We start from the raw sequence: 11,574 nt of genomic DNA on the forward strand, positions 1-11,574 counted from the left end.
GCCTGTCGGTGTGGGACCCGGGCACCCGCGTGGACGCCAACGGGTGCGAGATCCAGGAGAGTACGGGCGACTACCCGGCGGTGTGGGTCAGCGACGGCGCCCGGTGCCGGGGCGCCGGCTCCGGGCGGGCCTGGGCCCGGGACCTGGAGGCGGGCCGCGCGGACCGTGCCCGCCCGCCCCGGTGCCGCTCGATCAGCGCCACCGCGCCGCCCGGCAGCCAGGCGGAGGCCGTGCCGCTGTCGTCGCCGCCGGAGGAGAACAGGTGCGGGGCGAGCCGCGCCTGGAGGTCGGCCGGGGTGGGCCGCTGGTCGGGCTCGGCGCGCATGCAGGACTCGATGAGCGGTCCGAGTTCCTCGGGCAGGCCCTCCAGGTCCGGGCCCTCGCGCAGCAGCATGAAGACGGTCTCGACGGGGTTCGCCCCGTGGAAAGGCGGATGACCGGTGGCGGCGAAGACCAGGGTGGAGCCGAGGGAGAAGACATCGCTGGCGCCCGTGACGCTGCGCGAGTCCCGCGCCTGCTCGGGCGACATGTACGAGGGGGTTCCGACGGCGACGTTGGTCATCGTCAGCCGGGTGTTGGACACCCCTGAGGCGATGCCGAAGTCGATCACCCGCGGGCCGTCCTCGACCACCAGCACGTTGGAGGGCTTCAGGTCGCGGTGGACCAGACCCGCCCCGTGGATGGACTGGAGCGCCTCGGCGACGCCGGCGGCCAGCCAGCGCACCGCCTGCGCCGGGAGCGGCCCGCACTCGTTGACTATCTCCTCCAGGGAGGGCGCGGGCACGTACGCGGTCGCCAGCCACGGCACCGCGGCGCGCGGGTCGGCGTCCACGACGGCGGCGGTGTAGAAGCCGCTGACGGCGCGGGCCGCCTCCACCTCCCGGGTGAAGCGGACGCGGAAGAGCTGGTCCTCGGCGAGCTCGGTGCGCACCGTCTTGATCGCCACCCGGCGCCCGGAGGCCGAACGGGCGAGGTAGACCAGCCCCATGCCGCCGGCGCCCAGCCGCCCGAGCACCTCGAACGGGCCGATACGCCGCGGATCGTGCTGCGTCAGCTGCTCCACCACTTGCCTGCCACCTCCCCGTCGGGGTCGACGATCGCCGCCCCGCGCAGCCTTCCACCGCCGTACCGGTCCCGCGGTCCGACAGCGATTCTTCCTGGCGAAGCCCTCGGTTGCGAACCCGGGGGCGGTGAGTCGCCCGTCCCCGGACCCGGTGGGCAGCGGGCCGGGACCGGTCCGCTGCCCACCGGGTCCGGCCTCAGAGAGCGGTGGGGGCGTCCAGGACTCCGAAGCGCGCGCCCTGGTTGTCGGTGAGGACGGCATGGCGTCCGAAGGGGGTGTCCCGCGGGCCGTCGACCGTGCGGCCGCCCAGGCGCACGGCCGTACGGACGACCGCGTCGCAGTCGGCGACCGCGAAGTGGACGAGGAAGTGGGCGGGCATCTCCACCGGATACGTCTCGTCGATCATCGTACGGCTGCCGACGGCGTGCTCGTCGTCGGCGGGCTCCCCGCGCGGGGCCCAGACCATGACGTCGGCCGCCTCCCCCACGCTCCCGTCACCGGCCGGGTACATGCCGTAGCCGAAAACCTCCCGGTAGAAGGCGTCCACCGGCTCCCTCTCCCGGGTGCACACCTCCGTCCACACGTACGAGCCGGGCTCGCGCACTGTCTCGAAGCCCTCCAGCGCCTCCGGCTGCCACAGGCCGAAGACCGCGCCGCCCGGATCGACGGCGGTGGCCGCCGTACCCTCCCCGCCGACCGCCTCGGGCTCGGTGACGAGCTGCCCGCCCGCGGCCCGGATGCGCCGGGCGGTCGCCGCGGCGTCGGGGGTGGCGAAGTAGACCGTCCACACCGTCGGCAGCCGGCCGTCCGGTTTGCGGACGAGCGACGCGACCCGCCGGCCGTCGAGCAGCGCGACCGTGCGGGAGCCCTGCCCGCGCCGTCCGGGTGGCGCCGGGTCGCCGAAGGTCCAGCCGAACAGCTCGCCGTAGAAGCGCTTGCCCGCCTCCGGATCGGGGAGCATCGCGTCGGTCCAGCAGGGTGTGCCCTCGGTGAAGGCGCCACCGGCAACGGTCATCTCCGGCTCCTTCCGTACGGTTGCGTCATGGCGGGCGAACACGTCCGTGTATCACCCCTCTCGCAGTAGAACACCCCATTTGGGGTCGGTCGAATCGCGGGCGAATCATCCCTCGGTAAGCTGACGACATGACAGGACAAGTACGAACTGTTGACGGTCGGGTGGCCGGGCGACGTGGCCAGGAGACGCGGCGGAAACTGCTCACCTGCCTCGACGAGATGCTCAGCTCGTCGCCCTACCGCGACGTCCGCGTGATCGATGTCGCCCGGCGCGCGGGCACCTCCCCCGCGACCTTCTACCAGTACTTCCCGGACGTGGAGGGAGCCGTCCTGGAGCTGGCCGAGGAGATGTCGAAGGAGAGCTCCTCACTGAGCGAACTGGCCACCGACCGCACGTGGACGGGCAAGGCCGGATGGCGGACGGCGGAGGACCTGGTGGACGGCCTCCTCTCCTTCTGGCGGGAGAACGACGCGATCCTGCGAGTGGTGGATCTGGGCGCGGCGGAGGGAGACAAACGTTTCTCCAAGATCCGCGCGAAGGTCCTCGGCGGCATCACCGGCCCGCTGGCCGACTCCATCGGAAAGCTCCAGTCCAAGGGCAAGACGGACCCCGACATCAGCGCGACGGCCGTGGCGGGCTCGCTGGTGTCGATGCTCACCTCCGTGGCCGGCCAGCAGAAGGCCGCGCAGAGCTGGGGCGCCAAGAAGTCCGATCTGAAGCCGAGCCTCGCCTATCTGCTCTACCTGGGCGTCACCGGCCGCAAGCCCAGCCGGTAGGCGTCCGGGCGGCCGGCCCCTGTCACCGGGCCGCCCGGGAAGCCCGCGGGCGTCAGAAGCGGCTGTGGAGGAGCCTGTTCGGCGACCCCTCCCCCGGACCCGCCACCCGGCCGGGACTCGACGCGTCCAGCAGCGCCCGGGCCACCGCCTCGGGCGTGGCGTCCGGGTTGTCCGACACGTGGAGCGCCGCGGCGCCCGTCACGTGCGGCGCCGCGCCCCGGTGCACTTCCGTGCCACCGCGGCCGCGCACCGCCGGGCCGCACAACCAGCCCCGCCGCTGGGCCTGGAGAGCGAGCTGGAAGCGGCTGCCCGCGCCGGCCTGTGCCATCAGCAGCTCCATGCGGCGGAAGAACGTACGGCGGCTGACGCCCAGTTCGCGGATGATCTGGCTGCCCCCGGCCTCCCCGAGGCGCGGCTCGCGCTGCTCGCTGTCCGGATTGGCGGGCGTCCCGCCGGAGCATGATCTGTGCGTGACGACAACGAGCGCGAGGACGTACGGGGAGCGGCACGCGGTGGTACGGCTGCCGGAGCTCGCCGGGGCCGACCGGGAGGAGATCCGCGGGGGCGTCCCCGACCCCTTCGAGATCGAGGGCCTGGTCATGGCGTGGCAGTCCAAGCAGGAGCACTTCGGCATCCGGCGGGAGGGCCGCCTGGTCGCGCACGCGGGCCTGGTGACCGTGCCGGTGGCCGTCGCGGGCCGGCGTACCGAGGCGGTGGGTCTGGGCGGTGTGATCGTCGCTCCCGGGCTGCGCGGGAGGGGCCTGGCACGGGCGGTCGTCACCGCGGCGGTGGACCACGCGCGCGGCATGGGCCCCGACCTCGGTCTGCTGTTCTGCTGGCCGGAGCGGATGCCGGTCTACGAGGCGCTCGGCTGGCGGGAGTTGGAGGAGCACGTCCGCGTCGAGCAGCCCGACGGGCCGGTGACCATGCCGATGCGCACCATGTGGACGCCGCTGCGCGAGGGCGCCGACTGGCCGCCCGGCCCGGTGCGCCTGCTGTCGCTGCCGTTCTAGTGCGAGTCGGTCGGGCTGCCCGGTGGCGAGGCTCCCCCAGGCGCTGAGGCCCCAGGGGCGCGGGGGCGCGGGGGCGCGGGACGGCCGGAGGACGGGGAAGTACACGCCGGATCGTCGGGCGGGGTGAACCCCGTCCGACGCGGCACCAGGTTTCCCCGGCCCGGTCCGGGAAGCCGGGACCGCGGTGTCGTCCGGTCATCAGGGGGCCGGGCACGCGGGGGAGGAAGCGGGGCATAGACTCATCGGCATGCACATGTCCGACGACAGCAGACCAGTGCACATCATCGGGGGAGGGCCCGGCGGGCTGGCGACCGCCGCCGCGCTCAAGGAGCGCGGCATACGGTCCGTCGTGCTGGAGAGGGGCGACTCCGTCGGATCCTCCTGGCGCGGCCACTACCACCGGCTGCGCCTGCACACCACACGCCGCCGTTCCGCGCTGCCCGGCATGCCGATCCCGCGCTCGTACGGGCGCTGGGTGCGCCGGGACGGCCTGGTGCGCTATCTGGAGGAGTACGCGATCCACCACGGGCTGGAGATCGCCGCGGGCGTGGAGGTCAACCGCGTCGACCGGGCCGACGACGGCAGCTGGGTGCTGCGGGCCAACGGCGGCCGGGAGCTGGCCGCACCGGTGGTCGTGGTGGCCACCGGTCACAACCACACCCCGCGCGTACCCGACTGGCCCGGCCGCGACTCGTTCAGGGGCGAGCTGCTGCACGCCCGCTCCTACCGCGACGCGCGGCCGTACGAAGGCCGGGACGTGCTGGTCGTCGGCACCGGCAACACCGGCACCGAGATAGCCCTGGACCTGGCCGAGGGCGGCGCGGCGCGCGTACGGCTCGCGGTGCGCACCCCGCCCCACATCGTCCGCCGCTCCACGCTGGGCTGGCCCGCGCAGGCCACCGGCATCGCGGTGCGGCGGCTGCCGGTGCGCCTGGTGGACACAGCGGCCCGGGGGCTGGCGAGGGTCTCCCTGCCGGACCTGACGCGCCACGGCCTGCCGCGCCCCGGGACCGGCCTGTACACCCGGGTGCGGCAGGGCGCGATCCCCGTGCAGGACACGGGTTTCGTCAAGGCCGTGCGCCGGGGGCGGATAGAACCGGTGGCGGCGGTGGAGTCCTTCGACGGACCCGAGGTCGCCCTCGCCGACGGCAGCACCGTCACCCCGGACACCGTCATAGCGGCCACCGGCTACCGGCACGGGCTGGAGGAGATGGTGGGCCACCTCGGCGTGCTGGACGAGCGAGGGCTGCCCCGCGCCCGCGGCCCCCGCACCCTGCCGACCGCCGCGGGCCTGTACTTCACCGGCTACACCAACCCCATCAGCGGCATGCTGCGCGAACTGGCCATCGACGCACGGAGGATCGCCCGCGCCGTGGCCCGCACGACGACCGGGTGACGGAGCGGCCGCAGGCGAATCCGCACGCCCTCACCGGCATACGCGGCCCTCCCCGAACGGCTCGACGGACCGGCTGCCACACCTACGCGTCGAGGACCACCGCCCCCTCACGGATGACGACAGGCACCGAAACTGTCAGGGGTGAGCTCGAAGAGGGCGGCTGGAAGCCGCTCGGGCGTCCGGCCCGCCAGGCGCCGGCCCGGGGAGGGACCGGGCCGATCACAAGGAGCGAATGAATACTCAGCGTCGCACATCAGTGACGCATGGTGGCCAAACTCCGCTTCTCCACTCGCCGAGACGGGCCATCGTCCCACTATTTCATGCGAAGACGCGCATAGTCGCGTCTGTGCATAGACGCGGTGCGGCGGCCCCTCATACGGTTTTGCCCAACGGCCCGCCAGGGGTTGCGGATCAGGGGGTTTCGCATGGCACGCGAGGAACTGACCCGGCTTACCGGCAACGGAAACGGCGAGTGCGGAGAGGACGACTGTCCGAATGTGTACCGCACAGAGCGAGGAACACTCGTCGTGCAGGGATATCTGACCGACGCGTTCACGCCGCCACGGGGGGAAGGGCTGGTCGAGATTCCTGAAAGCGTTTTCCTGGAGGCTGTCCGTGCTCTTGGACGGTGAGAACTGGAGAGCGGTTCTTCGAGGTTTTCGGTCGGAGGCATGGAGGCTCGAGACACTACCGCGGTACACCGTGCCGCAGGAGGCGGAGGAGCTGGCCGCCTTCCGAGCGGGCAAACGGGTCGACCCGCGCGCCTACTCGTCCCCGTACACCGAAGACCTGAAACGGCTGCGGAGAGAGGGGAAGAAAAAGGGGCGCGTCCACATCGTCACCCGCCCGCTTTCCGAGTATCTGCGTTTCGAGTTCTCCCGGTACTACGCGCCGCACGTGGCGGCCGGCGAGGACATCCGAATCCTCGATGTCACCGACAGGGACAACCCCCTGCCGGGAGTTCAGGACTTCTGGCTGTTCGACCGCTCCAGAGTCGTACTCATGAGATACCGGGAGGACGGAACGCAGATCGGCCGGGAGACATACGACGACGACCCCGCACCGTTCCTGGAACATCAGCGCATCGCGGTCGCCGAATCGGTTCCCTTCCTGGAGTACGCGGGCGAGTGACATTCGATCCTGGACAGCTCGGCCGATCCGGACAGGAGCTGGCGAAGCTACTCCGAGACCTGCGCAAGCGGGCCGGGCTTTCCGGGGTCCGGCTCGCCGCTCGCTGCAACATGTCCCAGTCCAAGGTCAGCCGTATCGAGAGCGGCAAGGTGCGGCCCTCTCTCGTCGACATCAGGCAGATCCTGAGAGCACTCGACGCGCCGCCCAAGGCGATCGAGGAGATCTCGGCACTCGCCCGGCAGGCCAACACGGAGTGGCGGAACCTGCGGGAGCTGCGCCGCAAGGGGCTGGCAACCAGGCAAGCGGAGCTGAAGGCCCTGGAGGCGTCCTCGGTCCACATGCGGTACTTCCTGCTGTCGATGGTGACCGGACTGCTGGCCACACCGGAGTACGTACGGGCGAGTCTTGCCCACTCGTCGGCGGACACGAGCAGGGCCGCGGCCGGAAAGCTGGAGAGACAGGCGGTCCTGTACGACACCGCCAAGCGGTTCACCTTCATACTGACCGAGCAGGCGGTCCGCTGGCCCGTCGTCGCTCCGCCGGCCCTGGCCGAGCAGATGGATCGGCTGGCCTCCCTCTCCCATCTGCCGAACGTGCGCATCGGCGTGCTCCCCGTGGGCGAGCCCACTCAGCGCGTCCCGCTGAGCACTTTCACCGTCTACGACTCGACGCTGGTCACCATCGAGACGACCTCCGGCAGTCTTTTCCTCCACGACGGCCGGGATGTCCAAAGTTATCTGGACGAGTTCTCCGGATACGAAAAGAGCGCCCTCTTCGATGACGCGGCCAGAGAAAAGCTGGCCGCGTGGGCGGCCGCCTGCCGTTCTTGATCTTTAATCCACAACGCGAATAGAAAGCGGATTCCCCCCTCCCGTCGGGAGAAAATCTCCGCCGGACGGACAATCGATGGGAGGGAACACAGAATGAGCGCAGCGAGGCCGACGACGTCGGGGGCCGTGCATCCGCGGCTTCCATCTCCGCCCCCGGACCCCGCTCCCGACTGCGACGTGTGCGCGGCGCTGGCGAAACAGCGCCACGCGGCGGAGGACAGGGGCGACGTGTCGGCGGCGTCCGAGGCGGACGCGGAGATACGCAACCACCCGCGCGAGGCACGGCGGCGATGACGCGCACGGTCCTGTGACACGTGCGGCACCGGAGCACACGGCGTCCGGACACGGACGCCGCCTTCGGTGTCCCGGAGGGAGCGCGGCGCCGGCGATACGGGCTCCCGGGCCGGCCTCTGCGGAGATCCGACACCACTCGAACAGTTGATCGCCCCTCACGGGGCACGGGAGGAATCACGATGAGACGGATTCGGGTATCGGTCCTGGTGCTCTGCGAGGGCGCGGACACGCCACGCGTACTCACGGTCAGGCATCCGTCCACAGGCACATGGTCGCTGCCGGGGGCCGAGGTGTCCGAAGGGGAGGCGATTCCCGACGCGGGGGCGCTGGCGCTGGCGCGACAGACGGGCCTGGTGCTGCGTCTGGCCCGCGTACTGGCTCTCGACCACGCGCCGGGCGGGAGGTCCGGCGGGGAGCCCGACACGCTGCATGTCGTGTTGGACGGGGGAGTCGTGAGGGAGGAACGGGCCCGCATGCTGGTGCGGCTGCCCTCCCGGACGCGCACCCTGCCACCTGTGCGGTGGGCGTCGCCGGCCGAGATGGGCGAGTGGCCGGGGTGCTTCGGACACGCCCTTGCCGCCAGTGCCCGAGGTGCGCCCCTGCCCGTGCTCGTCAACGGGGTGAGCGACGTGGAGACGGCGAGGACGGGCAGGCGCGGTACGTGCGGCGCCCCTCCCCGGAACCGGGGGCCCGTGCCCCGGGCAGGACGTGCGCCCGGGCACTGAGCGATCTGGAACGGCCCTTACACCGAGGGCACCGGCCGGCCGGGAGACGATGAGCGTCGGACCTCCACCCGCCGTTTCCGCGAGGAGGTCGGGACGAGTTGGCCCCGATGGCTCGCCCGGCAGCGGGTCGAGCGCGCCCGGCACCCGCTGGAGAGCGGCGATCCGCCGGTGGAACGGATGGCCGTGGAGGCCGGTTCCGGCATGGCGGCCTTGCCCCGGCCTCGCTCCGGCTGCGTTTCCGGGCGGCGCTGGATGTTCCGCCGGACACGGACCGCGCGGCGCGGTGTCAGGTGCGGACCGGCTGGGCGCGCGGTCCGTCGTGGGCGTCCCGCGGGGCGGTGCGGACCGCGGCCCTTCCGGGGTCCCCGGTGCCCCGGGCGTCCGCGCTCTCGGCCGACGCGCCGCTGCCGCGGTCCAGTTCGCACCAGATGCGCTTGCCCGTGCCCTCCCTGAGCCAGCCCCAGCGGTCGGCGAGTCCGCCCACCAGTTCCAGGCCGCGACCGCCGGTGGCTTCGCCCTCGGCCGGCCGCCGCAGCGGGGGACTGCTGCTGGTGTCGGCGACCTCGATCCGTACCGTCCCTCCCCCCGCCACGAGGCACCCGGAGAGGAGCATGCGCAGCACAGCGGGACGCCCGGTGTGGACGACTGCGTTGGTCACCAGTTCCGATACCAGCAGCACCAGCGTCTCCACCATGCAGTCGTCCGGTTCCAGGCCGAATCCGGCCAGTCTCGACCGGGCCCACCTGCGGGCTCTGCCCACCTCCTCGGGGTCGCTTCCGACCTCCAGCCGCACCTGAAGCATCTGCACCCTTCACACCGTCCATGGCCCGGGTCCGTACGGCCTCACGCCGACGCGAGGACACTGTCCGTTCTCCTGGTGCCGCACAGAGTGCTGTAAGCGGCGTCGCGGCAACAAGCGCTTCAGGCATATTCCGGCGCAAAGGAGTAGTGGCACCGCATACTGTGCGACGTCCGGACCGGGGAGTCGAACATCCGAGCCCGGCGGGCGGCACGGGCCCCGGAACGAGGCGGGTCCGCCGCGGTGTGCCACCGGACGCGCCCGGGGGCGTCGGCTCCTCCTCCGCGTGATTTCCTCGATCGGCTCGGGCCGTGGAAGTGATGGCGGCGCCGTATCCGCGCGGGCGGGAGAGGTCAGGCGCTGAGCGGGTCGGCGGCTTCGTCGGCCGCCGCGTCCAGGTCCGGGTAGCAGTCGAAGAGCCGGCGGACGCCGAGCGCCGCGAGGACCCGGTTGACGTGGGAGCCGTCCACCGCACCCTGGGCCGGGAGGATCAGCCGGAGGCGGCCCGCGCACGAGCGCATCAGCCGGCGCGAGGCTATGAGGACGCCGACGCCGCTGGAGTCGCAGAACAGCACCTGCGACAGGTCCAGTACGAGGTTGCGGCGGCCGTCGGCCACGGCGTCGTGCACATGCTGGCGGACCACGGGAGAGGTGACGAGATCCAGCTCACCCGACACCCGCAGCACGGCCCACTCCCCCCGGTCCTCCCCGATCACCTTCAACGACACGTGCTCGCAGTCCCTTCATCCGCCGACACCGACCGGAACGCTTCCTCTCCCCGCCCCTCCCTCTCACCGGCCGCTCCCGCCGGACACCGTCACGACACCTGTAGACCTCGACCCTATGCCGAACCGGGTCTCCGCCTCTCCCGACTTCCGGTCACACCCGCGTAACACCCACCGGATCCGGACAGGAGCGAACCTCTCCGATCACCGCGAAGACGCATGAAGTGACCGGCCCGCGACCGTGTGCGACCGTGTGGAGAAGCACACCCGTCGCAAAGGTGAGGCCTCCCGCCGGCTTCTCCCCCTACGCTCGGTACGAGCGCAGGCTGGGGGTGGAGGATGCCGAACGAGACGCCCGACGGGACATCCGGCACGACACGTCCTCACCGGGACCACGGGATACGACGGCGGCTGGTGCGGGGGGAGGAGTCCGCGCTGGCCGAGCTGTACGACGGGCACGCGTCCGTGGTGCGCGGCCTCGCCCACCGCTTCCTGGACGACGAGGACGCCGCGGACCGCATCGTGGCGGAGGTCTTCGCCGAGGTCTGGGCGGACCCCGGGGCATACCGGCCGGAGCACGGCTCGCTGCGCTCGTGGCTGACCGAGCTCACCCGGGTGCGGGCGCTGCGCTGCCTGGACGAGAGCCGCCTCGACCCGGAGTCGCGGGCCCGGCTGGAGGAGCGGATCCGCGCCGCGTCCGCCGCCGCCCGCGCGGACCGCATGGTCACCGCCATGCCCGGCCCGCTGCGGACGGCCCTGGAGCTGGCGTACGTCGGGCGCCGGGACTACCGCGAGGCCGCGGCCGAACTGGGCGTCAGCGAGGACGAGGCGCGGCGGCGGCTGAGGCTTGGCCTGCAACTGCTCTCCACAGCCGCGGAGAACGGCTCGGGGAAGGCCTCGTGAGCCCCGCCGGAGACCGGGAGTCCGGACCGGCGTCGGCGCCGGGGGGCGGCGGGGACGGCGGAGGGGCCGGCACGCCGCCCGACGAGCATCTCGCCCTGAAGTCCCTGCTGGGCGTATGGGCCCTGGCGGTGTGCTCGCCCGAGGAGACCGCTGCCGTCGAGGCGCACCTGCCCCGGTGCCCGCCCTGCGCCGAGGAGGCGCGGCGGCTGCGGGACGCCGTGGGGCTGATGCACCGTGAGGAGAGCCTGGATCCGGACCCGCTGCTGCGCTCACGGGTACTGGACGAGTGCCTGCGCCGGCGCCCGGCCGACACCCCGCGGCCGGAGTGGGTGGCGCCCTACGACGCGGAGACCGCGCGGCTCGACGCGCTGCTGTGCGACATGGGCGAGGCGGAGTGGGGTGCCCCGGTCCTGCTGCGCTGGGCGACGGGCGAGCGCACGCTGACGCTGTGCGGGGTCCTCGCCCACCTCGGCTCGGTGGACGGCCTGGTAGCCACCGCGCTCGGACTGGACGACCCCCTCGGTCCCGGCGCCCCGCGCACCGTGGGCGACCGCACGGAGACGGCGGTCGAGCGGTGCCGCGCGCACGGGCCGCCGTTCGTGCGGAACAAGTGGCGCACCCAGACCCGGAACATCGTGCGCACCGCGGCCCTGCGCGCCCACGATGCCGGCCTGCCGGTGGACTTCGCCGAGTTCCGGCGTCCGCTGCACGACGCACTGGCCGGGCGGGCGTTCGCGTGCTGGATCCACGCGGAGGACATCGCCACGGCGGTCGACTACCCGTACGAGCCGCCCGCGCCCGGACACCTGGCCCGCATGGTCGACTTCACCGTCCGGCGGCTCCCGGAGGCCATCGCGGCGCGGCGCGGTAGCGCACGGCGGAGCCGCCGGGCACGGACACGGCT

General features: G+C 72.7%; 12 protein-coding genes and 2 pseudogenes. 9 read left to right on the forward strand and 5 right to left on the reverse strand.

Annotation, left to right across the window (positions count from 1 at the left end):
• Window positions 1–94: 94 nt before the first annotated feature.
• Both LJ221_RS20420 and LJ221_RS20425 read right to left on the reverse strand, forming a co-directional pair.
• A pseudogene (locus LJ221_RS20420) lies at window positions 95–1,066 on the reverse strand (serine/threonine-protein kinase); the annotation flags it as partial.
• Window positions 1,067–1,259: 193 nt separating this feature from the next.
• On the reverse strand, window positions 1,260–2,078 hold the full coding sequence (locus tag LJ221_RS20425; protein WP_241718184.1) for a VOC family protein: 819 nt from the start codon (window positions 2,076–2,078) through the stop codon (window positions 1,260–1,262).
• 128 nt (window positions 2,079–2,206) lie between these two features.
• Between LJ221_RS20425 and LJ221_RS20430 the strand changes: the two genes are divergently transcribed.
• Entirely contained in the window at window positions 2,207–2,854 is a 648-nt protein-coding gene (locus LJ221_RS20430; protein ID WP_241718185.1) for a TetR family transcriptional regulator, read from the forward strand.
• A gap of 262 nt (window positions 2,855–3,116) precedes the next feature.
• On the opposite strand, the pseudogene LJ221_RS24030 reads toward LJ221_RS20430, so the two are convergent.
• Window positions 3,117–3,254 (reverse strand): annotated as a pseudogene (locus tag LJ221_RS24030) (LuxR family transcriptional regulator); the annotation flags it as partial.
• Between the two features lie 70 nt (window positions 3,255–3,324).
• Between LJ221_RS24030 and LJ221_RS20445 the strand changes: the two are divergent.
• The 6 genes from LJ221_RS20445 to LJ221_RS20470 all read left to right on the forward strand — a co-directional run bounded on the left by LJ221_RS20445 (window position 3,325) and on the right by LJ221_RS20470 (window position 8,243).
• The gene (locus tag LJ221_RS20445; RefSeq protein WP_241718186.1) at window positions 3,325–3,867 is read left to right on the forward strand and encodes a GNAT family N-acetyltransferase; all 543 of its coding nucleotides are present in this window, start codon (window positions 3,325–3,327) and stop codon (window positions 3,865–3,867) included.
• Between the two features lie 253 nt (window positions 3,868–4,120).
• Window positions 4,121–5,263 (forward strand): NAD(P)/FAD-dependent oxidoreductase, encoded by a 1,143-nt coding sequence (locus tag LJ221_RS20450; RefSeq protein WP_241718195.1) that lies wholly within the window; start codon window positions 4,121–4,123, stop codon window positions 5,261–5,263.
• A gap of 425 nt (window positions 5,264–5,688) precedes the next feature.
• Window positions 5,689–5,895, forward strand: coding sequence for a hypothetical protein (locus tag LJ221_RS20455; protein ID WP_241718187.1), 207 nt, complete (start codon window positions 5,689–5,691; stop codon window positions 5,893–5,895).
• Window positions 5,879–6,394, forward strand: coding sequence for a DUF6879 family protein (locus LJ221_RS20460; RefSeq protein ID WP_241718188.1), 516 nt, complete (start codon window positions 5,879–5,881; stop codon window positions 6,392–6,394). The genes LJ221_RS20455 and LJ221_RS20460 overlap by 17 nt, the downstream gene beginning before the upstream one ends.
• Window positions 6,391–7,224, forward strand: coding sequence for a helix-turn-helix transcriptional regulator (locus LJ221_RS20465; RefSeq protein WP_241718189.1), 834 nt, complete (start codon window positions 6,391–6,393; stop codon window positions 7,222–7,224). The genes LJ221_RS20460 and LJ221_RS20465 overlap by 4 nt, the downstream gene beginning before the upstream one ends.
• 473 nt (window positions 7,225–7,697) lie before the next feature.
• The gene (locus LJ221_RS20470) at window positions 7,698–8,243 is read left to right on the forward strand and encodes a hypothetical protein (RefSeq protein WP_241718190.1); all 546 of its coding nucleotides are present in this window, start codon (window positions 7,698–7,700) and stop codon (window positions 8,241–8,243) included.
• Between the two features lie 286 nt (window positions 8,244–8,529).
• On the opposite strand, the gene LJ221_RS20475 is transcribed toward LJ221_RS20470, so the two are convergent.
• Window positions 8,530–9,051 carry an ATP-binding protein gene (locus tag LJ221_RS20475; protein ID WP_241718191.1) on the reverse strand — a complete coding sequence of 174 codons (522 nt, stop codon included), beginning with the start codon at window positions 9,049–9,051 and terminating at the stop codon, window positions 8,530–8,532.
• Between the two features lie 344 nt (window positions 9,052–9,395).
• Entirely contained in the window at window positions 9,396–9,770 is a 375-nt protein-coding gene (locus tag LJ221_RS20480; protein ID WP_241718192.1) for an STAS domain-containing protein, read from the reverse strand.
• 336 nt (window positions 9,771–10,106) lie between these two features.
• Here LJ221_RS20480 and LJ221_RS20485 point away from each other — a divergent pair, with 336 nt between their 5' ends.
• Together LJ221_RS20485 and LJ221_RS20490 are read left to right on the forward strand one after the other, a co-directional pair.
• Window positions 10,107–10,670: an RNA polymerase sigma factor gene (locus tag LJ221_RS20485; protein ID WP_241718193.1), complete on the forward strand. Its 564-nt coding sequence runs from the start codon at window positions 10,107–10,109 to the stop codon at window positions 10,668–10,670.
• On the forward strand, window positions 10,667–11,574 hold a 908-nt coding region (locus LJ221_RS20490; RefSeq protein WP_241718194.1), incomplete at its 3' end, for a zf-HC2 domain-containing protein. The genes LJ221_RS20485 and LJ221_RS20490, both read left to right, overlap by 4 nt.

The organism is Streptomyces sp. CNQ085 (assembly GCF_022614595.1).
In the GTDB taxonomy this organism is placed as follows: domain Bacteria; phylum Actinomycetota; class Actinomycetes; order Streptomycetales; family Streptomycetaceae; genus Streptomyces.

Bases quoted from the DNA above. Each gene is read 5' to 3' on its own strand.
- LJ221_RS20425 (WP_241718184.1), bottom strand. From the start codon at position 2,078: ATGACCGTTGCCGGTGGCGCCTTCACCGAGGGCACACCCTGCTGGACC.
- LJ221_RS20470 (WP_241718190.1), top strand. From the start codon at position 7,698: ATGAGACGGATTCGGGTATCGGTCCTGGTGCTCTGCGAGGGCGCGGAC.
- LJ221_RS20450 (WP_241718195.1), top strand. From the start codon at position 4,121: ATGTCCGACGACAGCAGACCAGTGCACATCATCGGGGGAGGGCCCGGC.
- LJ221_RS20485 (WP_241718193.1), top strand. From the start codon at position 10,107: ATGCCGAACGAGACGCCCGACGGGACATCCGGCACGACACGTCCTCAC.
- LJ221_RS20430 (WP_241718185.1), top strand. From the start codon at position 2,207: ATGACAGGACAAGTACGAACTGTTGACGGTCGGGTGGCCGGGCGACGT.
- LJ221_RS20455 (WP_241718187.1), top strand. From the start codon at position 5,689: ATGGCACGCGAGGAACTGACCCGGCTTACCGGCAACGGAAACGGCGAG.